The organism is Salinibacter pepae, from assembly GCF_947077775.1.
GTDB lineage: Bacteria > Bacteroidota > Rhodothermia > Rhodothermales > Salinibacteraceae > Salinibacter > Salinibacter pepae.
Genome location: NZ_CAMTTE010000001.1, coordinates 2,690,597 through 2,710,979 on the forward strand (window position 1 = coordinate 2,690,597; position 20,383 = coordinate 2,710,979).

A 20,383-nucleotide genomic window follows, 5' to 3' on the forward strand; every position below is an offset into this window, starting at 1 on the left:
CGCGATGTACCGTGCTGCTACAGATGTTGAGTTGATTCATAATCGCGATGAGCACCGCCGACGACCAAGGCCAGACAGACGGTCCTCCGGGGACACCACCTGGTGATGGGGCACCTGCAGAACAGCCGGGCTACGGTCCTCGGCAAGAAGACGAGGTGTCGCTGCTAGACATTCTGCTCGTCCTGGCCCGCCACAGGACGCTCATCGTGCGGACGGTGCTCGTGTTCACGCTGCTGGGTGTGACGTATGCGCTGCTGGCGGAAGAAGAGTTCACCTCCGAGGCACGGGTGGTGCGGGAGGCGCAGCAGGAGGGTGGTGGGCTGCCGAGTGGCATTCCGGGTGGAGCACTCTCTGGACTGGGGATTAGTTTGGGAGGGGCGTCGAGCGGCCTCACGCCGGCGGCGTATCCGGACGTGCTGCAGAGCCGCGAGGTGCGGCTGGCGGTGGTGCGGGACACGTTTCGGTTTCCGGATGCAGAGCGGCCGATGACGTTCGTTGATTACGTGAATCGTCCGCCGGGGACGTTGAGTCAGGTAATGAAATACACGCTCTGGTTGCCGTGGACCCTGAAGGGAATGCTTGGCCGTGCCATTTCGGAAACACCCGCCCCGGCGGGAACAACGGAGGCCGGCGAGCCGCTGATCCCGAGTGAAGGAGAGGACGCGGCGCTGAAGGCTGTCGGGAGTATGATTTCAGCCTCGGTGGATGAAGAGACTGGCCTCATGACGATTTCAGTGACGGCTGGAGGTCCGCAGATTGCGGCGGAGATCACCGAAAGCTTTCTTGATCACTTCTCGACCCGGGTTCGCGAGATTCGAACGGAGAAAGTTCGGGAGCGACTTGAGTTTGTGGAGGAACGGTTTGAAGAGGCAGAACAAGAGCTCGAAACCACAGAGGACCGTCTGGCGCAGTTCTTGGAGCGCAACCAGAACCCAACGACGGCCACGCTCCAGTTCCGACGCGATCGGCTGCAGCGACAGGTGAGTTTCAAGGAGCAGCTCTACAGTGAGCTCCAGAGCCAGCTCACGCAGACGCGGCTTGACCTGCAGCGGCGGCAGCCGGTGGTGACGGTGGTGGAGAAACCAGTGCCACCGAAGAGTCGAAGTGCCCCCAATCGGACGCTGATGGTAATATTAACATTCATCTTGGGGGGGATATTGGGTATTGGGGTAGCCTTCGTGAATGCGTTTTTTCGAAATGTCCAGGAGGATAATGAGGAAAAAGAGAAGATTGACGAAATCCGTGAACATGTGATCCCATCCCGCTGGCAGAAAGAACAACCAACCACATAGACACCGATTTTCACTTGTTATCCCTGAGCAACGGATAACCTATTTCTTTGCAGGCTGGTCTTTGACCATGGACGTTATAAAAACACTTCTGAATTTACTCACGCGGCGCGAGAGACGAAATCTGTACCTGCTCTTCTGCGCCGTTGTCGTAATGGCGGGACTGGAGGTAGTGAGCGTGGCTTCTATCATGCCCTTTCTCTCTGTTGCCGCCGACCCGGCAAGCATACAGGAGAATGCCTACCTTGCCTGGACCTACGATACGTTCGACTTTACGGATCGGAATTCTTTTCTCGTCGCGTTAGGTTTGGCAGCACTTGCCGCACTTTTGTTAAGCAACGCGTTTATCGTCCTTACGACCTGGGCCCTTTTTCGGTATGCGTGGGGACGCAACCACACACTTTCGCGTCGCCTACTACGCAGCTACCTCCATCGACCTTATGAATACTTTCTTACGCGAAATAGCGCGGAATTAGGCAAAAACATTCTTCAAGAGGTGACAGAAATTGTAAATGGGATGTTGGTCCCTCTATTGAAAGGGTTATCAAGAGGAATTGTGGCAATTTTTATAATTGGATTTCTTATATTTATAGACCCCTTTGTTGCTATCGGGGCAGCAATAGTATTGGGGACGGCATACACAATAATATATTATATTGTGCGAAAACGTATCTCCAAGTACGGAAAAAAACGCGTAAAATCAAACACTCAAAGGTATAGGACAGTTGATGAGGCATTTGGAGGTATAAAAGAAGTTAAGCTTAGAGGAAAAGAAGATACATTATTAAAAAGATATAATAAACCATCGAAAGTATATGCCCGTTACCAGGCACGGTGGCGGATTGTTAAAAAGGCTCCTCGATACCTTCTGGAAGGGGTTGCTTTCGGCGGTATTATTTTGATCGCTGTGTATCAGATCGCCATCCAAAACAGCATGCAGCAGGTTATTCCCGTACTGGGACTTTACGCATTCGCTGGATATCGGCTCATGCCAGCTCTGCAACGGGCATACAAAGGAGCCGCCAGTGCCCACTTCAATGTTGCGGCTTTGCGAGCACTCAAGCACGGAATGCAGGATGAGGTCGAACCAGTTCACTCGCACAGCCACGCCAGCAGGAAGGGAAAGGGTGTGCTGACCCTTGAGAATCAGCTCTTTCTCGATGACATATCATTTACCTATCCTGGTGCGGAAGAACCTGCCATTGAAAATCTAACATTTGAGGTGCCAGCACGCTCCACAGTTGGGTTTGTCGGCAAAACCGGATCCGGAAAAACAACCACGGTGGATCTCATTTTGGGTCTGCTCAGACCTCAACGGGGAATCATTTCGGTAGACGGTACACCGATTCGTGATGAGAAGGTGCGCCAGTGGCAACGAAATATTGGCTACGTTCCCCAGCAGATTTACCTTTCTGATGACTCAATTGCCCGCAATATTGCCTTCGGGGAGCCCGAAGACGAGATCGATATGGAGGTCGTGAAGGATGTTGCGCGCCGCGCGCACATCTACGAGTTCGTAGACGAAGAACTCCCCAATCAATGGCAGACGGTCGTGGGGGAACGGGGAGTGAAACTTTCGGGAGGGCAGCGACAGCGCATCGGTATTGCCCGGGCGCTTTACCACAACCCGTCTGTGCTGGTCTTTGATGAGGCGACGAGCGCACTGGACCAGGCGACAGAGGCCAGCGTGATGGAAGCCATTTATGAGTTGGAAGGAGATCACACGATGCTTATGATTGCGCATCGGCTAAGCACGGTCCGGCGGGCGGATAACATCGTCATGCTTGAAGACGGGAAGAAGGTCGGGGAGGGAAGTTACGAAGAGCTTGAAAAAAGCCATTCCAAGTTCCGGTCGATGGCCCTTTCGTAACCTTTTGTATTAGCAAGTGGGTATGTCCTGGTGGTGAAGAGTTCTCAAGTCAAAGATTTTATAGCCTCGCATCCTGAGAAGGAGATTGTTGTGGTGCAAGGCCTTGGATATGTAGGGTCCGTCATGGCTCTCGTCGTGGCTACGGCTCCGCATGAGGACTATGCCGTCATTGGGGTTGACCTTCCGACGGAGGCGGGGCGTCGGAAGGTGGATGCGTTGAATAAGGGAACGTTTCCGATTGAGTCGACCGATTCAACAGTAGAAGAGCTACATGAACAGGCGTTGGGTCAGGGCAATTTTCTAGCGACGTGCAATGAGTGCGCCTACAATGTCGCCGACATTGTCATCGTTGACGTAAATTTGGATGTCGAAAAGGAAAATGATTCGCAGCGGACCCTGCAGGGATACGACGTGGACTTGGACCCTTTTGAAAATGCCTGCCAGACGATTGCTGAGCGATGCCCCCCGGAGACACTCGTGATTGTTGAAACGACGGTGCCGCCGGGCACGTGCCGAAACGTCGTTAAGCCGATCTTTGACGAGACGTTTGAGAAACGTGGACTTCCGAAAAACTACCGGCTCGGCCACTCCTTCGAAAGAGTGATGCCGGGACCGGACTACGTCGACTCCATTCGCAATTTCTATCGCGTGTACGCCGGGATCGACGAGGAGAGTGCTGACGCTACCCACGACTTTCTGGAGTCGATTATCTACACGGACGAGTATCCGCTCACCCGTCTGGGTAGCACCACGGCATCGGAAACGACAAAGGTGCTGGAAAACTCGTATCGGGCCATGAACATTGCGTTTGTACAAGAGTGGACAGAGTTTGCTGAAGAGGTGGGCGTGAATCTTTACGAAGTCATTGAGGCCATTCGGAAGCGCCCAACACACCAAAACCTCATGTTTCCGGGGCTCGGTGTGGGCGGCTATTGCTTAACCAAAGATCCACTTCTGGCATCTTGGGCACGCGATGCTCATGGAAATAGCGACGGGGAGGCACGTCTCCCTCAGAGTGAGACGGCCGTCGAGATCAATGACCGGATGCCTCGTCATACCTTTAATCAGCTTCGGGCGGCACTTGGTGATACGGTTGACGGACAGACGGTGCTTATGCTCGGTGTATCGTACCGGAAAGACGTGGGGGATACGCGATACACGCCTGCTGAATACCTTTACGACCTCCTGCAGGAGCACGGGGCTGAAGTGCGACTCCACGATCCGTTCGTCGAGTACTGGGAAGAGCGCAACCGCGATGTAAATCAGGACTTGGATGCTGCCCTTACCGACGAGATTGAGGCCGTCGTCTTTTCGACGCCGCATTCCGAGTACGAAGATAATGCTGAACTGCACCGCCGACTGCATGGTCTTTCCCGTGCAATTGTTGTGCACGATGCCTGGGGGGTGTTGAGCGACGGTGAGATTGGCGCGCTGCAGAGCGCGCACCGCGTGCAGGTGACGGGGCGAGGCGATCTCAATTCCGAAGAGGTCGATTCTGACAACCGATCTTCTCAGTCGGCCTCCTCGCTCGAATCCTCTTCCAATGTCTCCCTTGCATCATGAACCGCATTCTTCTGCTCGGCGGTGCCGGATTTATCGGGTGCCACCTGGCTCGTTACTTCGTGGAGCGGGGCGACTGCCAGATCACGCTCGTTGATAACTTTTTTCGGAGCAAACAGGACGAGGAACTGGACACGCTACTCCAGACGCCGGCTGTTGACATCGTAGAAGGAGACCTCACCGAACGGTCGACGTTCGACCGATTGGACGATGAGTACGACCACGTCTATGTCCTCGCCGCGGTGGTCGGGGTGGGGTACACTGAAGATATGCCGGAGGAGGTGTGGCGCATCAACACAGCGATCACGCTCAACACGTTCGAGTGGCTTCGCGAGAGCAGTGTCTCCCGTGTGCTCTTTGCCTCGACGAGTGAGACTTACGCGGGCACGGTGGAGGAATTCGGAGCCGAGATTCCAACGCAAGAGGACGTACCGCTCTCCATTACCGACATCACGCAGCCCCGCTTCACGTACGCGGTGACGAAGATGCTCGGTGAGGCGGGCATCGCACATTACGCAGAGGCATATGACTTTGAGCAGATCACCGTCCGCTTTCACAACGTATATGGGCCGCGGATGGGGTTTAAGCACGTCATTCCGCAGGTCGTGGAGCGGTTCTATGAGGAGGAGGATCCGTTTACAGTCTACGGCTACGACCAGACGCGGGCCTTCTGTCACATTGACGATGCGGTTCGCGGCGTGGCAGAGGCCATGGAGACGCCCGGGGCGGCCGGGCGAACCTACCACATCGGGGACGATCGGGACGAAATCACCATAGAGACCTTGATTCGCTACATCGGCGATCTAATGGAGTTTGACGGCGAGTACGAACAAGGACCGTCGCATGCCGGCAGTGTGTCCCGTCGGTGTCCGGATGTGGACCGGGCCCGAGAAGTTTTCGGCTATGAGCCGCAGGTGCACTGGAAAGAGGGGGTGGAGGAAACAGTTGAGTGGTATACTGACTACTTTGAGTCGGAGCGTGAGGTGTTTGAGTAAGGGGACTATTTTGTCGAACAGTGGGAGTGTGCGTATGATGATCGCGAGTGAAATTGAGACGGCTATTCGGGCGGCTATTGGACCCCAGGAGGATTTTGTGGCGCTTCACGAGCCGACATTTCAAGGAAATGAGTGGGAATACGTAAAGGAGTGCATCGACACGGGCTGGGTGTCGCCTGTCGGGTCGTATGTCGACCAGTTTGAGGAGAAGATTGCCGAATACACGGGAGCTGAGCGGGCCGTGGCTGTCAACAACGGAACGGCGGCCCTGAAGGTGGGCCTCCGGCTCGTGGGCGTGGAGGAGGGCGACGAGGTGCTCGTGCCGGCGCTCACGTTCGTCGCCACGGCGAACGCCGTCTCGTACCTTGGGGCGACGCCGCATTTTGTGGACAGTGAGCGCCGGACGCTCGGAGTCGATCCAGATAGGCTGGACACGTATCTCGATCGGACGACAGAGATGCGAGGTGAGGCGTGCTACAATCGGGAGACGGGGCGACGCATTCGGGCCGTTGTACCCATGCACACGTTCGGCCATCCCGTCGACCTCGACCGCCTGGCCGACGTTTGTGACCGCTATAAGCTGGAGATGGTGGAGGATGCCGCAGAGTCGCTGGGCTCTACTTACAAGGGCAACCACACCGGGAACTGGGGACGTTGCGCAGCGCTCAGCTTCAACGGCAACAAGACAATTACGACGGGCGGTGGGGGGGCGATTATAACTAACGACCCGGCTCTTGCAGACCGCGCCCGGCACCTCACGAAAGTAGCGAAAAAGGATCATCCCTGGGAGTATAACCACGACACGGTGGGATATAACTACCGGCTGCCCAACATCAACGCGGCTCTCGGCTGCGCGCAACTTGAACAGTTGCCCTTGTATCTTGAAAACAAGCGCCGGCTCGCTGAGCGGTACAGCGAAGAGGTAGACCGAATTGACGGGGTGACGTTCGTTGACGAGCCCGAGTTCGGGCGAAGCAACTACTGGCTGAACGCCATCATGCTCTCGGCGGAGAAGGCGCACCGGCGGGATGACGTGCTGGCCCAGTTAAACGATCACGACTTGATGAGTCGTCCCGCCTGGAAACCTATGCACTGGCTTCCGATGTATGAGGATTGTCCTCGGATGGACGTGTCGGTGGCGGAAGCCGTGTACGAACGGCTCCTCAATATTCCGAGCAGTGTATTTCTATAGAAAACATTAAGAGTTAAAAGTAAATACTTAAGAATTACTTCCTATGGTCATGAAAGAAAAAATATGGGGAGAAAAAAAGATAAAAAAAGAGGAAGATCAAATAAAGCGTTTATTTATAAAATGTTATGATAAAAAAATAAGTAAAAAAAAGTTCGATCAACTTTATAAGAAAAATCCTTACGGGGAGTCGAGAGCGATAGCTTTAAAGAAAAGTGATGAACTTATTGGGTTTTATGGGCTTATACCACAAAAAATTTCGAAGAGGTTGAATGAAAAGAAGTTATCAATGAACTATCTATTGGGAGTATCCCTCATGATTTCTCCCGAATTCAGGGATGTGAGTACACTCGCAGTAATATTGAAAAGAGTGGATAAACATATAGGAAAAACGAACTACATAACTGTCCTAGGATTTCCAAACGAGCAGTCAATCATCCCTTTAACTACTCTTTTTGGGTGGAATATTGTTGAGGAGGCAAAGTTTTATACGTGCAAAGTTAAAAATGCAAACCAGAATGCAAAAATAAAAGATATAAAAGAAAGTAAAATTTTATCAAAAAATAAGTGGTGTGTACCATATGAAGAAGAGGAGTTTATTGAGTGGAAAGAAATATGTAACTCATACAACACTGTCGAGATAAATAATGATTTAAAAGTAGTATATAAGAAATATAAAAACAAAATTGATCTATTGGATGTAAGTAGAATAAAAAATGGAAATGTAGAGAGAGAAAATTTAGAAAGTTTGGTGGAAAGAGAAAGAGCAAGTGGCTTTATAATTACAAATTACCACGCTAAAAAGATAGGTGTAAGCTTAAAAAAATGTGAGGGTTGGAATAATGGAAAAATACGATTGTGTTCTTTAGGAGATGGAGTGGAGTCGAAAAACCTACACTTAAGTCTACTCATGTCAGACGTGTTTTAGGTATTAATATAATGAGAGTATTAGGTTTCACAAGCATAAGAGCTGACTACGACCTTTTAAGTGGTCTATACAAGAAGATGGATTCAGATGAAAATATGAAATTCAAAGTTCTAGTATCTGGTGCACACTTGTCTGAGGAGTACGGGAAGAGTCTAAGTCAAATTAGAGAGGATGGGGTAAGCATACTTACAGAGGTAGAAAGCCTTATTAGCTCTAATTCGAAAAGGTCAAGACTTAAAACCGCTAGTATATTTCTTCAGAACTCTATCGATATAGTTCGTAGCTACGAACCTGACCTTCTCATATATGCTGGAGACAGAGAGGACATACTCGCTGCCTCGATGATCGGGGCGTACCTTCAAATCCCAACTGTCCATCTTTATGGTGGAGATCATGTAGTGGATGGGCATGTTGATAATCCTGCACGGCATGCGACCTCCAAACTTTCTAGTGTTCACATGGTAACACTCCCTGAACACAAGCGTCGCTTGATGGCAATGGGAGAATCTGAAGAGCGTATTCACGTTGTTGGAGCCCTTTCGCTAGATCGTATTCGAAAGCACAGCCCAATGTCACGTAAGGAGGTATTGCAGCATTTCGGACTTAGTGATCAGCCCTACGCAATTGTAATATTTCATCCTCAAGATAGAGAGCTAGGCGAGTCCTCAAAATATCTTGAACGAATTATTAACTCGTTTCATGAAAGAGGTATCTTTTGTTTCGTCGGTTATCCTAACACTGATCCTGATAATAAAAACATAATAAAATTACTAGAAAGGAAAGAAAGTAGAGGTCTCGTTTATGTATACAAAAGTTTGGAAAGAAATATTTTTCTTTCCTTGTACAAGAACGCATGTGTACAAGTTGGAAACTCTTCTTCTGGAATTATTGAGGCAGCTAGCATTCCTCTTCCCGTAGTAAATGTGGGAATGCGCCAGAAGGGGAGGAGGGCTGGCAAAAATGTGATATTTACCGGTAAAAGCCAAGATGAAATTGACCAAGCAATCGACCGTGCTTTATCTGACTCTTTTCGTGAATCGATACAGGAAATAGAAAACATTTATGGCGACGGCAAAAGCATTGGTAGAGTCCATAGTATCATCAAGAATATAAATTTCGATAAATTTTTGTACAAAACTGAAGACCCCATAGAAGTTGCAAACAATCAATAAATTTGGACATACAAGTATGAATGAAGAGGTGCGTGGAGTAATTGAAGAGATGTTCTTGTCTGAATTGGGTGATAGGGATAGAGGTGGTATGAATAGAGTGCCGGATGAATTGGTTCTTCTTGACAGTGGACTAGACTCAATCGGGTTTGCCACACTCGTTGCAAAACTGGAGGAGAAGTTGGGTTATGACCCTTTCGTCCAAATGGATGAGCCAGTTTATCCCCGTACGTTTGGTGAATTCGTTGAAATCTATGAAGAGCATGCTGATGGACAGTCATGAAGCGCCTTGTTGACCATGTTGCGACCAGATCTGGAACCGACAGGGTCTTTGTTGATGACAGACTTGAGTTGAAGGGGGGTTCACTGATAGAAGTGGTCGAGCGGACGCGTGCAGAACATTCTGTATTTCGAGGATCGTCTGTAGGAGTGTGTTTTTCGAGAGGCTATGAGACGGCACTTGCACTCGTGGCTCTTGATGGCTTTGCTGAACAATTACTGATTGTACCTCCTACCTCGAAACCTGCACGGGTCCGTGAGTTCATAGATCGAACAGATACAGAGTTTATCCTTGGAAACCGAGAGAACCTCCGGACTGGAGGACTTCGCCAGTATGATATCCGCAATCTTTGTGGCCTAAACGGAGGGTTGACCCAGAAAGAAGACGATGGAAATGCAGGTGACCGAGGAACTGTTTGCGATACTGAATGGATATTGGCGACCTCAGGGACAACAGGTACCCCAAAACTTGTCGCACATGATTTATCTTCCCTCCTCAGAACGGTAAAAACAGACACAAAGGTGGGACACACTCTACGTTGGGGGTTGCTCTACGATCTCTGTCGTTTTGCTGGTATTCAAGTATTTCTACAGAGTTTAGTTGGAGGGTCTACACTCATATTTGCCGATCACGTGGAATCAATAGACGAACAGGTAAATCTGCTTCTGAGCGGTAATTGCAATGCCCTATCGGGCACGCCAACTATGTGGCGGCGCCTTTTAATGAGTGACCAATTTGAGAACCTTTCGTTACGCATTGCGACATTAGGAGGAGAAATTGCCGACGGGCAAATATTAAAGGCTCTGCAGAGAACGTTCCCTGAAGCTAAAATCTCACATATTTACGCGTCCACGGAGGCGGGCGTGGGGTTTTCTGTTTCGGATGGGCAACCTGGTTTCCCAGCCACCTTTCTGGAAAATCCGCCGGAGGAGACTGAGATTAAGGTGAGTGATGAAGGACTCCTACATCTTCGGCCTCCCCAACCCGAACAAGAGCGCTATGTTGAAGAGGGCCTCACCCTCACAGACGGCGAGGGTTGGATTAATACGGGCGATGTTGTAGAGCGCAGCGGAGATCGATTTCTGTTTCAAGGAAGGGAGAGCGGCGTCATTAATGTTGGGGGAAATAAGGTGCATCCAGAGAAGGTAGAAAACGTGATTCAAGAAGTTGAGGGGGTTGCGCAGGTTGTGGTGCGTGCAAAAAAAAGTGCGATTACTGGCAATCTCGTAGAGGCACTTGTGAAGCCAAGCGGGAACGTAGAAGGGGAACAGGAGTTGAGATCAGCTGTCCGGGAGAGGTGTAATGCTGACCTCAACAACTACGAAGTTCCGGCAGTCTGCAAAGTGGTCTCCTCCTTAGAGATGAATGCAGCAGGTAAACTGGTCCGATAATGCAAGAACAGGAATCTGGCGAAGGGTCAACTGTACTCGTGACCGGTGCTACTCGCGGTCTGGGTCTTGAGATAGCAAGACATCTGGCGATGAAGGGGTATGAGATCGTTGGGGGAGCTCGAAAGCCCTCGGCTGAACTGGAAGCAGTGATCGAGGATTTTCCGAACCAAGTTCACTACGAGTCGCTCGATCTATCGGAGTTCGATTCCCTGCACGGTTACGTGAGGAGCGTGACGAATAAGTACGGGCGCCTTTATGGTCTCGTCAACAACGCGGCGATTGCACGTGAGGGGGTTCTCGCTACTCAGCACGACTCCGAGATTAGCGACATGATTGAAGTGAACGTAACGGGCACTATACTCCTCACGAAGTATGCAGTCCGCTCGATGCTGATCGAGGAAGAGGGACGGGTAGTAAACATTGCTTCCATAATTGCCGAAACGGGATTCAATGGATTGTCCGTATATGGGGCCAGTAAAGCCGCCCTGGTAGGGTTTAGTCGCTCACTCGCTCGCGAATTAGGAGACCGAGGAATTACGGTCAACGCTATATTGCCAGGGTACATGCAGACAAGCATGTCCTCCTCTCTGAGCGAGGAACAACTTGAGACCATTCGTCGAAGATCCGCCCTCCAGCGATTGGTGGAGGTGGACGAGGTAGCACCGAGCGTATCTTTTCTCTTATCCCCGACTGCTTCCAGTATAACCGGTACTACGCTTACGGTTGATGCTGGAAGCACGGCCTGATAGAAAGTCAGCTGATGCAGATGGAAGGAACTCAAATTGTGGTTGCTCCACATCCTGATGATGAAACGCTTGGGTGTGGTGGGACAATGCTTAGGTGTAAAGATGAGGGGGTTCCAGTCCACTGGTTGATTGTGACCCACGTTACCACAGACCTAGGCTACTCAAGCGATCGTGTAGAACAACGGGAGGAAGAAATTCGACACGTAGCCAAGCAGTATGGGATTTCGGAAATTACAAACCTGAGGTTTCCTGCAACTCGGTTGGACACAGAACCTCTTGGGGATATCGTGGAAGCAATTGGGAGAGTATTTCAAAAGCTTGAACCGGAGGTCGTCTACGTTCCGTATCGGAACGATATCCACACAGACCACGCTGTTGTATTTGACGCTGTTACTTCATGCACAAAGTGGTTCCGATATCCCTCCGTACGGCGAGTGCTCGCATACGAGACTCTGTCGGAGACCGATTTCACGATTGATCCGGACGCGACTGGGTTCCGCCCCAACGTATTCTGTAACGTAACAGGGTATGTAGAAGAGAAGGTAGAGATCATGCGGATGTACGAGAGTGAGATGGGAACGCATCCGTTTCCCAGAAGCGACGCATCCATTCGTGCCCTAGCCACCCTTCGCGGAGCTGCATCGGGATTTGAAGCGGCCGAGGGCTTTATGTTACTGCGCGAACGAATCCAGTAGACCATGTCCACGTATGTCATTGCCGAAGCGGGAGTAAATCACAACGGCTCGATGGATCTGGCTCGCGACCTCATCGCGGCGGCGGCCGAGGCAGGCGTGGACGCTGTCAAATTTCAGACCTTCCGTGCTGACGAACTGGTAGCAGAAGACGCTCCCAAAGCCGATTACCAGACCGAGACGACCGACGTGGACGACTCGCAGGCGGACATGCTGCGCCGGTTGGAGCTAAGCCCGGAGCAGCATCACACCATTGTGGAGCACTGCGCGGCGCACGACCTACAGTTTCTTTCAACGCCGTTCGACGCACAGAGCGCGCGCTTTCTGGTCGAGGAGTTCGACGTGCCACGCCTCAAGATTGGGTCCGGCGAGCTCACGAACGGACCACTGCTTTTGGACGTCGCTCGTCTGGGACGCCCGATCATCCTGTCGACGGGCATGGGGACACTCGGCGAGGTAGAACGGGCGCTGTCGGTGCTGGCCTACGGCTACACCACTGGCGACGGACGCCCTACACCGGAGGATCTGGACCGGGCGCTGGCATCGGCCGAGGCAATCCACGCTCTGGAACAGAAGGTGACGGTGCTCCACTGCGTAACGGAGTATCCCGCGTCGGTAGAAACAATCAATCTGAGGGTTATGGACACGCTGCGCCGGGCGTTCGACCTTCCGGTTGGCCTGTCAGATCATACGCCGGGCACTGCCGTACCGGTTGCCGCCACCGCGCGAGGGGCAACCCTCATTGAAAAGCACTTTACGCTTGACCGCTCGCTTCCAGGTCCGGACCACCGGGCCTCGCTCGAACCCGACGAGCTTCAAAACATGGTCCAGGGCATCCGCGATGCCGAGGCCGCACTGGGCACGGCTCGGAAGAGACCAGCCGATCCCGAATGGAAGAATCGTCCCGTGGCCCGGAAAAGTCTCGTGGCTGCTCAAGCCATTTCGGAGGGAGAAGTGTTTACGAGAGAGAACCTTGAGGTCAAACGACCGGGGGATGGCGTGTCCCCGATGCGATACTGGGAGTACCTGGGCCGTACGGCCAAGTCAAGCTATGAGCCGGATGAACAGATCAGCAAACGATGAACATTGGCTACTTTGGAGACGGCCGCTGGGCGCGTCTCGCTCTCGACAGAATTCATGAGGATCCCGAACTCGAGGTGGTGTACGTCGTCGCGCGACACGACGCACCGGACCCAGGACTCCGTGATCGGGCAAACACTTTGGACATCCCCTTCTTTGCCCCCGAAAACGTGAATGCGCCGTCGTTTCTCGAAGAGATCGGTGCGTTCGTGCCAGACATAAACGTCTCCATGTCGTACGATCAAATTCTCCAAACCGATGCCATTGAGGCTGCTCCGAAAGGATTTATTAACTGCCACGCCGGTGCGCTTCCCTTCTACAGGGGGCGCAACGTGCTCAACTGGGCACTTATTAACGGGGAGGATCGTTTTGGAGTAACGGTCCACTGCGTCGAAGAGGGCATTGACTCGGGAGACATTCTCACGCAGCGGTTTGGGGTGATCACGCCGCAGGACGACTATCAGTCTCTGCTCGATAAGGCCGTAGAACTGTGTACCGAAGTCCTTCTCGATGCACTTCACGATGTCCGCCGCGGCGAGGTGACCGTTACTCCCCAGGAGGATATTCATCCCGCCGGCTTTTACAGCAGTGCACGAGGCGAAGGCGACGAATGGATCGACTGGTCGTGGCCGACGGAACGAATTTACAACTTGATTCGGGCCATTTCCCCACCCGGACCGGGGGCTCGAACTCTTCTGGATGGGCGTCCAGTCGTGGTGACGGAGGCGGAGCGAATACCGAATTCGCCTGAATATATTGATCGGCCCGGAACCGTCGTCGGGAAGTCGAGCGATGGGATTGTAGTGAAAACGGGAGATACAACCCTGAAGGTGACGAAGATCGCCGACTGGGAGGGCGAAATTGTAGATCCGCGGGTACCCAAACACCGAATCGGCACGGTGTTTGGGCAGAATTTGAAAACCAAGGTAAAGCGATTGTCGGACCGCGTATCTGAGCTTGAGCAACGCATTTCAACTCTTGAAGAGTAGTCTCCCTCTCATGGATTGGACTCAAATCGCGATACGTCCTGATCAGACCATCCGAGAGGCGCTCGCGGTGATCGACGAGGGCGGTATCCAAGTTGCCCTCGTCGTGAACGAGCAGGAGCAGCTTCAAGGCGTGGCGACAGATGGGGACATTCGGCGAGGCATCCTCGACGAGATCGATCTCGATGCACCGGTGCGGACAGTTATGAACGAGGACCCCGTCACGGCCCGGCCGCAGGAAGACTGGCAGAGTTTGATTGACCGAATGCGAGCGCGCCGCGTCCATCAGATTCCGGTGGTAGACGACGACGGACGGATGGCGAGGATCGAAGTGCTCGACGACCTGCTCGACCCCGATGCACGCTCCAATCCAATTGTACTCATGGCCGGTGGTCTCGGCACGCGTCTCCGCCCGCTCACGGAGGATTGTCCCAAGCCCCTTTTGGAGGTTGGGGAACAGCCGATTCTCGAAACAATCCTCGAAGGATTTATCGCGCACGGTTTCCATCGCTTCTATATCTCCGTCAACTACATGTCGGGGATGATTGAAGACTACTTCGGCGACGGGAGCGACTGGGATGTTGACATCACGTATCTCCACGAGCAGAAACGCCTCGGTACGGCGGGGCCGCTCTCGCTGCTGCCGGAGCGTCCCGAAGAGACTGTAATCGTGATGAACGGGGACCTGCTCACGAAGCTCAACTTTGCCCACCTGCTCAACTTCCACCACGAGCATGAATCAACAGCCACGATGTGTGTGCGCGAGCACGAGACGCAAGTGCCGTACGGCGTCATCGAAACGGAGGAGCAGTTCATGACGGGGCTGGAGGAGAAGCCCACGGAACGCTACTTCGTGAACGCGGGCATTTACGCCCTTGAGCCCGAGACGCTCAACCTCATTCCCGACGGGGAGTTTTTTGACATGACGGAGTTGTTCGAGCAGCTCGTTGAGCAAAAGCAATCCGTGACCGTGTTTCCGGTGCGGGAATACTGGCAGGACGTGGGCCAGAAAGAAGACTTTCGCCGCGTTAATGGAGAATACGAAGAGGTGTTTGAAGAATGATTGACGGACACAGTGTCCTTGGTGTCATCCTCGCACGTGGCGGATCGAAAGGCCTTCCCCGAAAGAACGTGCGAGACCTGGCGGGGAAGCCGCTGATTGCCTGGACCATTGAAGCTGGGCACGAGTCTGAAGATCTTGACCGGCTCATCCTCTCCAGTGATGATAAAGAAATCATGACGGTCGGAGAGGAGTACGGCTGCGAGGTTCCGTTCCGGCGTCCGGATGAGTTCGCTCGGGACGACACGCCGAGCATTGACGCGCTGCTCCACGCCGTAGATCAGGTTGAGTCGTACGAGTACATTGTACTACTCCAGCCGACATCGCCGCTTCGCACAGCTGACGACATCGACGCGACTATTGCCTGCTGCCACCGAAACGGCGGCACAGCCTGCGTGACTGTAACCGAGACCGATAAGCCACCTCAATGGATGTATACGCTTGGTGAGAACAATCGGCTGGATCCAGTGATGGACCGAGACGAAGCGATTACGCGGCGGCAAGAGGCGACAACTACGTATATTCCAAATGGTGCGGTGTATGTGGCCGGAACCACATGCCTGCGAGAGCACGAAACGTTTTATACCGACGCCACCATTGGGCATCCTATGCCATTGGAGCGGTCAGTGGATGTGGACACGGCGCTAGATCTAGCGTGGTGCGATGTGTTATTGGAGAGAAATCTGCACACTGAAGTCCGAAAGCGATCATAAAATACTGATTATGCCAATCAGGGGTAGAAAAACCATGTCGCCGCAGGCAGCTTCGAAAGAGGTGTATCCAACATCTCTAACAAGCTCCCCTTGGCGACATGGGTCCTCAATATACGCTCGTTCGGATCTACCTGTTCGTTTGCCAGCACTACTGGGGTCGCCTTGCGGCCACGACCTAGCGACAAAGCAACAATGATCAGCCCGACTTTACCGACGAGGAAGTGCTGACCATCTACCGACCAAAGCCTTTTCAAAAATCGAGAGACTGTCAGCAACATTCACGAGTACGCCGAGGATCACTTTTCAGATTGGTTTCCGGATCTGCTGACGCAGAAGAGCTACAATCGGCGCCTAAACCGGCTGAATGCGGTGTTCTCCCCGCCTGTTGAGAAGGCTCTTCAGGAAATCGATGGGAAGAGAGCAAGGAAAACGATCCTCCGCATCATGGGCTCGATGCCAATTATGATCTCGAAAGGGCCGCGAGCCTCTCAAGCCAGTGTCGCTTCCAAGCAGATTGCAGACGTAGGATACTGCTCCTCGAAAGACACCTTCTATCATAGAGGGAAGCTCCACGTCGTTGCTGAGCGAAGAGACGACAAGCTTCCGGTCTCGAAACGCATTGGACTAACGCCCGCCAGCGAAAATGACCTCAAAGCGCTCAGGCGCGTCTTGCCGACAATCGAAGATAGAATTCTCTGTGGAGACAAGGCCTACTGTGACGGTCCGCTCAAGGAGCGGCTCGCCGAAGATCAAAATCTCGACTTGCTGACCCCAGTTAAGAAAGATAAAGGTCAAGAGGTCCTCTCCGCGGTAGATCGGCTATATTCGGAATCCGTAGGTCGGCTCAGGCAGCCAATTGAGTCGCTGTTCAACTGGATCAACGAGAAAACCGGCATTCAGGATGCCTCGAAGACACGTTCACACAGGGGGTTGATTGTTCATGTCTTCGGTCGGCTCACTGCTGCGATGCTGATGCTCGCTCTCAACCCCTGATTGGCATTGATTGTAGTTGTTTGAGGAATGCGTCCTGATTTTATAATTGTTGGGGCAATGAAGTCTGGTACGTCGACGCTTGCACACTATCTCCGTCAGCATCCGGAGATTTATATGCCGGACGATGAAGTCCACTTCTTTTATGAAGAAGGGAGAGGGCACTGGCAGAAGGGTGTCACATGGTACGAGGCTCAGTTCCAAGAGGCATCGGTCAAACAGATTGTGGGGGAAAAGACACCGACGTATTCGTATCTGCCCGCTATTCCCAAACGCATTCATGATCTTCTGCCCGATATAAAGTTGATCTGGGTCTTTCGCAATCCGGTCGACCGGACGTATTCAAATTACTGGCACGCAGTCTGTCAGGGGACTGAACGGAGTGGGTTTGCTGAAGCAGTCCGGCGAGAAGACGAGCGAGACAAATGGAAGGGATACGTGCGACGCAGTCAGTACTCGGATCAGGTCGACCGATATCTAGACTATTTCGACCGGGACCAGATGTACTTTTCACTGTTTGAAGACCTGAAAGGAGATCCTGAGGCTCTTTTGGAAGAGGTGTTTCACTTTTTGGAAGTTGATCCTAAGTATAGCCAACAGTCAAATAATCGAGTGAGAGAAAACGTAACCAAAATCCCACGGTTCGCTACCGCCCGTTATATAACAAGATCGATTTCAGATGAGATCCCACTGTTGGGTGCCCTAATATATTACTTAGACCAGTGCGTTAACCGACGAGGCGAGAGTGGATACCCAGAGATGGATGAAGGCATAAGAGATCACCTTAGAGTTTACTTCCAAAAATATAATGATAAACTGGAAGATCTAACTGGTTTGGATACTAGTAAATGGAATTAGGATAGGTTAAATATAATAACGATGGATCTTAATTTAAAAAATTTCGCAAAAATAGAGCAAAAGTATAATGTAACAGAAACAGTCGTAAATGGTGTATACATATGGGATTATATAAGATTCGGAGTATATAATGAGATAAGAGAAAAGTTGTCTGGTAATGTGGCACATGACAGGCCAAAGAAAACACTGACAAATAAATTGCGTAAAGTAAGTTTGTTAATCAAAAACTTAATTTACAAAAATCCTTTTTTGGAAGAAGAAAAAGGCTGTATATTGTATGGGCATGAGAGGCGGAAAAAAGAGAATGATGAGTACTACTGGGATATATATACTGATACTATACATGATTTATGCAGCATTGACGGAGTTAGTTTTGAGTCTGATCATTTGCTTAAGCACAATACACCAGCTAAGACAGATGAGTTAAGATACCTCGACCTAGTTAAGTATGGTTCATCTATATTTGGGAAATTAGCTAGACACATCCCTAATATACCTGATTCCGAGATGTCCAAGCTAGAGAGCATTGAGTATACTATTCAACGTAAGTTCGGCGTCAGTGTATCAATAGTAAATCGAATTATGCAAAAGCTAAGTCAAAGAAAATTTGAAATATTCATGTACAAATTGGTTCTTCAATCAATAAGTCCAAAAATTGCAGTAGTTGTTGTAAGTTATGGAAAAGAAACATTTATAGAGGCTTGTCAATCACTAAATATACCTGTCATAGAGCTGCAACACGGTTATATCAGTGACAACCACTCTGGATATCACTTCCCTGGTAGTCTGAAAAAGGAATATTTTCCCGATTATCTGCTGACATGGGGAAGTCATTGGTCTAATGCAGCGTCCTTTCCTATAAGTAATGAAAATGTTATAGAAGTGGGCTTTCCTTATATTGAGCAAAAGAAGAAAAAGATTGATCCTACAAATAATGAGATTATATTGTTTATATCTCAAGGGACAGTCGGAAAAGAACTTTCTAGGTTTGCTGTATCTGTCGCAAACCAATTAGATAATCGTTATAAAGTGGTATATAAATTACATCCTGGAGAGTATAAGAGATGGGAGGACGAGTATTCGTGGCTATTACATGACGAAATCACTGTCATTAGTGATGAAAAACAATCCTTGTATAGACTATTCAGTAGAGCCATTTTACAAGTAGGAGTCAACTCCACCGCTCTATTTGAGGGTACTTACTTCGATGTACCTACATTGCTTTATACTGAAACACCTTCGAAAGTAAGCTCAATATTGATTGATAAAAGTGGCGCTAAAAGAGTTACCACAGTACGCGATGTTATACGGTCTATCGGAGTAGAAAAAAAAGTTATACCAAATAAGCACATGTTTTTTTCTAAAAATGCTAAAAGTAAGATGTGTAGTACGTTGTCGTCTTTTATAGATTAGAACTGAAAAAGTACGTATGAAAGTATGTTTTGTTACGCACTATACTCACCTTTACGGTGCTAACAAGTCCCTTCTATCGCTAATCGATAAACTGCAAGATCACTCCGTTGAGCCGTTTGTTTTGGTTCCGTCGACTGGACCTATTACTGACAAACTCTCTAGTCTTGGCGTTCAGTTTTATAGCCTTCCTCATAAACGGTGGATGTCTAAGGCGCCTTGGAAAGCTCCGGCTCGTCTTGTTGCAAATGTTTCTGTACTTCCATTTGCTGTGACGAAAATCCTCAAGTGGGATATTGACCTTATTTATACTAACTCTTCTGTTATTCCCATCGGTGCCGTCCTTGCCGCACTGCTTTCACTACCCCACGTCTGGCATATTCGTGAATTTGGCCAGCGCGACTTCGGCCTCCACCATGACTGGGGGAAGTCTCTATTCCAGACGCTCATGAGTCGCGCGGATGCAAGGATTGCAGTATCGGAGGCTGTACGTCAGCGGGTGCTTTCGGACGTGCAGCCTCCAACCTATGTTGTTTATAACGGGGTGACTTCACGAGAGCGTTTGGACCAACTGAACCCGAAACAAAAGGAGTCTGGAGGGAAGCCGTTCACGTTTGCTATCGTCGGACAGATTAGCCCAGCAAAAGGACAGAAGCAGGCGCTGCAAGCCTTACATCAGTTGAGGCAAGAGGGTGTAGAAGCTCGTTTGCTAGTGGCGGGCGATGGAGCGGCCGAGCATCTTGAGTCGCTTGATCAACTGTGCCAGTCATTGGGTTTAGATGATGTGGTGACATTCTTGGGGTATGTGTCAGACCCGTTTGAGGTCTACCAGCAAGCGGATGCAGTGCTCATGTGTTCACCGCACGAAGCAATGGGGCGCGTAACCGCCGAGGCCATGGCGGCGGCACGTCCCGTTATCGGTTACAATAACGATGGCACGGCCGAACTCATTAACGATGAACAGAATGGCCTCTTGTACGATGGGACGACGGAAGGCCTGGCTGACTGCATGAGACGTCTTATAGAGGAGCCAGACTGGACGCGCTCACTGGGGGAAAATGGGCAAAAAAAGGTAAGAAGTAAATTTACAAATGAGACATATGCAAAAAAAGTATACAATGTGATAGAGGAAGTTTGGTGTAATGGGAAAAATATGACATCTAGGTCGTGCTCCTAA

The 20,383-nt window shown here is 50.9% G+C and carries 18 protein-coding genes and 1 pseudogene; all 19 read left to right on the forward strand.

Going from position 1 to position 20,383, the window contains the following annotated elements:
• Positions 1-47: 47 nt before the first annotated feature.
• The 19 genes and pseudogenes from OJA40_RS11170 (at position 48) to OJA40_RS11265 (ending at position 20,383) form a co-directional block, all read left to right on the forward strand.
• On the forward strand, positions 48-1,292 hold the full coding sequence (locus tag OJA40_RS11170; protein WP_263810670.1) for a Wzz/FepE/Etk N-terminal domain-containing protein: 1,245 nt from the start codon (positions 48-50) through the stop codon (positions 1,290-1,292).
• 67 nt (positions 1,293-1,359) lie between these two features.
• Positions 1,360-3,159, forward strand: coding sequence for an ABC transporter ATP-binding protein (locus OJA40_RS11175; protein ID WP_263810671.1), 1,800 nt, complete (start codon positions 1,360-1,362; stop codon positions 3,157-3,159).
• A 123-nt stretch (positions 3,160-3,282) separates the two neighbouring features.
• Positions 3,283-4,722, forward strand: coding sequence for a nucleotide sugar dehydrogenase (locus OJA40_RS11180; protein WP_423816493.1), 1,440 nt, complete (start codon positions 3,283-3,285; stop codon positions 4,720-4,722).
• On the forward strand, positions 4,719-5,714 hold the full coding sequence (locus OJA40_RS11185) for an NAD-dependent epimerase/dehydratase family protein (RefSeq protein ID WP_263810672.1): 996 nt from the start codon (positions 4,719-4,721) through the stop codon (positions 5,712-5,714). Before OJA40_RS11180 ends, OJA40_RS11185 begins: the two co-directional genes overlap by 4 nt.
• A gap of 34 nt (positions 5,715-5,748) precedes the next feature.
• On the forward strand, positions 5,749-6,906 hold the full coding sequence (locus tag OJA40_RS11190; protein ID WP_263810673.1) for a LegC family aminotransferase: 1,158 nt from the start codon (positions 5,749-5,751) through the stop codon (positions 6,904-6,906).
• 49 nt (positions 6,907-6,955) lie between these two features.
• Positions 6,956-7,831: a GNAT family protein gene (locus OJA40_RS11195; protein ID WP_263810674.1), complete on the forward strand. Its 876-nt coding sequence runs from the start codon at positions 6,956-6,958 to the stop codon at positions 7,829-7,831.
• A gap of 11 nt (positions 7,832-7,842) precedes the next feature.
• A complete protein-coding gene (neuC, locus tag OJA40_RS11200) occupies positions 7,843-9,003 on the forward strand; it encodes a UDP-N-acetylglucosamine 2-epimerase (RefSeq protein WP_263810675.1) in 1,161 nt (386 codons plus the stop codon).
• 16 nt (positions 9,004-9,019) lie between these two features.
• Positions 9,020-9,283: a phosphopantetheine-binding protein gene (locus OJA40_RS11205; RefSeq protein WP_263810676.1), complete on the forward strand. Its 264-nt coding sequence runs from the start codon at positions 9,020-9,022 to the stop codon at positions 9,281-9,283.
• On the forward strand, positions 9,280-10,671 hold the full coding sequence (locus OJA40_RS11210) for an ANL family adenylate-forming protein (protein WP_263810677.1): 1,392 nt from the start codon (positions 9,280-9,282) through the stop codon (positions 10,669-10,671). Before OJA40_RS11205 ends, OJA40_RS11210 begins: the two co-directional genes overlap by 4 nt.
• Positions 10,671-11,417, forward strand: coding sequence for an SDR family NAD(P)-dependent oxidoreductase (locus tag OJA40_RS11215; RefSeq protein WP_263810678.1), 747 nt, complete (start codon positions 10,671-10,673; stop codon positions 11,415-11,417). Before OJA40_RS11210 ends, OJA40_RS11215 begins: the two co-directional genes overlap by 1 nt.
• Positions 11,418-11,431: 14 nt before the next feature.
• Positions 11,432-12,112 (forward strand): PIG-L deacetylase family protein, encoded by a 681-nt coding sequence (locus OJA40_RS11220; protein WP_263810679.1) that lies wholly within the window; start codon positions 11,432-11,434, stop codon positions 12,110-12,112.
• A gap of 3 nt (positions 12,113-12,115) precedes the next feature.
• Complete coding sequence (gene neuB, locus OJA40_RS11225; RefSeq protein ID WP_263810680.1) at positions 12,116-13,192, forward strand: N-acetylneuraminate synthase; 1,077 nt, start codon at positions 12,116-12,118, stop codon at positions 13,190-13,192.
• On the forward strand, positions 13,189-14,178 hold the full coding sequence (locus tag OJA40_RS11230; RefSeq protein ID WP_263810682.1) for a methionyl-tRNA formyltransferase: 990 nt from the start codon (positions 13,189-13,191) through the stop codon (positions 14,176-14,178). Before neuB ends, OJA40_RS11230 begins: the two co-directional genes overlap by 4 nt.
• A gap of 10 nt (positions 14,179-14,188) precedes the next feature.
• The gene (locus OJA40_RS11235) at positions 14,189-15,238 is read left to right on the forward strand and encodes a nucleotidyltransferase family protein (RefSeq protein ID WP_263810683.1); all 1,050 of its coding nucleotides are present in this window, start codon (positions 14,189-14,191) and stop codon (positions 15,236-15,238) included.
• Positions 15,235-15,948 (forward strand): acylneuraminate cytidylyltransferase family protein, encoded by a 714-nt coding sequence (locus OJA40_RS11240; protein ID WP_263810685.1) that lies wholly within the window; start codon positions 15,235-15,237, stop codon positions 15,946-15,948. The genes OJA40_RS11235 and OJA40_RS11240 overlap by 4 nt, the downstream gene beginning before the upstream one ends.
• A 98-nt stretch (positions 15,949-16,046) precedes the next feature.
• Positions 16,047-16,941, forward strand: a pseudogene (locus OJA40_RS11250) (transposase).
• Positions 16,942-16,968: 27 nt separating this feature from the next.
• A complete protein-coding gene (locus tag OJA40_RS11255; protein ID WP_263810689.1) occupies positions 16,969-17,796 on the forward strand; it encodes a sulfotransferase family protein in 828 nt (275 codons plus the stop codon).
• Between the two features lie 21 nt (positions 17,797-17,817).
• Positions 17,818-19,209, forward strand: coding sequence for a CDP-glycerol glycerophosphotransferase family protein (locus OJA40_RS11260; RefSeq protein ID WP_263810690.1), 1,392 nt, complete (start codon positions 17,818-17,820; stop codon positions 19,207-19,209).
• A gap of 16 nt (positions 19,210-19,225) precedes the next feature.
• Positions 19,226-20,383, forward strand: a complete 1,158-nt coding sequence (locus tag OJA40_RS11265; protein ID WP_263810692.1) for a glycosyltransferase family 4 protein — start codon at positions 19,226-19,228, stop codon at positions 20,381-20,383.

What these genes read in the sequence shown, in the direction of transcription:
- OJA40_RS11255 (WP_263810689.1), top strand. Translation starts at nt 16,969, where the DNA reads ATGCGTCCTGATTTTATAATTGTTGGGGCAATGAAGTCTGGTACGTCG.
- OJA40_RS11215 (WP_263810678.1), top strand. Translation starts at nt 10,671, where the DNA reads ATGCAAGAACAGGAATCTGGCGAAGGGTCAACTGTACTCGTGACCGGT.
- OJA40_RS11205 (WP_263810676.1), top strand. Translation starts at nt 9,020, where the DNA reads ATGAATGAAGAGGTGCGTGGAGTAATTGAAGAGATGTTCTTGTCTGAA.
- OJA40_RS11180 (WP_423816493.1), top strand. Translation starts at nt 3,283, where the DNA reads ATGGCTCTCGTCGTGGCTACGGCTCCGCATGAGGACTATGCCGTCATT.
- OJA40_RS11235 (WP_263810683.1), top strand. Translation starts at nt 14,189, where the DNA reads ATGGATTGGACTCAAATCGCGATACGTCCTGATCAGACCATCCGAGAG.
- OJA40_RS11185 (WP_263810672.1), top strand. Translation starts at nt 4,719, where the DNA reads ATGAACCGCATTCTTCTGCTCGGCGGTGCCGGATTTATCGGGTGCCAC.
- OJA40_RS11260 (WP_263810690.1), top strand. Translation starts at nt 17,818, where the DNA reads ATGGATCTTAATTTAAAAAATTTCGCAAAAATAGAGCAAAAGTATAAT.
- OJA40_RS11170 (WP_263810670.1), top strand. Translation starts at nt 48, where the DNA reads ATGAGCACCGCCGACGACCAAGGCCAGACAGACGGTCCTCCGGGGACA.
- OJA40_RS11195 (WP_263810674.1), top strand. Translation starts at nt 6,956, where the DNA reads ATGAAAGAAAAAATATGGGGAGAAAAAAAGATAAAAAAAGAGGAAGAT.
- neuB (WP_263810680.1), top strand. Translation starts at nt 12,116, where the DNA reads ATGTCCACGTATGTCATTGCCGAAGCGGGAGTAAATCACAACGGCTCG.
- OJA40_RS11230 (WP_263810682.1), top strand. Translation starts at nt 13,189, where the DNA reads ATGAACATTGGCTACTTTGGAGACGGCCGCTGGGCGCGTCTCGCTCTC.
- OJA40_RS11190 (WP_263810673.1), top strand. Translation starts at nt 5,749, where the DNA reads ATGATGATCGCGAGTGAAATTGAGACGGCTATTCGGGCGGCTATTGGA.
- OJA40_RS11220 (WP_263810679.1), top strand. Translation starts at nt 11,432, where the DNA reads ATGCAGATGGAAGGAACTCAAATTGTGGTTGCTCCACATCCTGATGAT.
- OJA40_RS11265 (WP_263810692.1), top strand. Translation starts at nt 19,226, where the DNA reads ATGAAAGTATGTTTTGTTACGCACTATACTCACCTTTACGGTGCTAAC.
- OJA40_RS11240 (WP_263810685.1), top strand. Translation starts at nt 15,235, where the DNA reads ATGATTGACGGACACAGTGTCCTTGGTGTCATCCTCGCACGTGGCGGA.
- OJA40_RS11210 (WP_263810677.1), top strand. Translation starts at nt 9,280, where the DNA reads ATGAAGCGCCTTGTTGACCATGTTGCGACCAGATCTGGAACCGACAGG.
- neuC (WP_263810675.1), top strand. Translation starts at nt 7,843, where the DNA reads ATGAGAGTATTAGGTTTCACAAGCATAAGAGCTGACTACGACCTTTTA.
- OJA40_RS11175 (WP_263810671.1), top strand. Translation starts at nt 1,360, where the DNA reads ATGGACGTTATAAAAACACTTCTGAATTTACTCACGCGGCGCGAGAGA.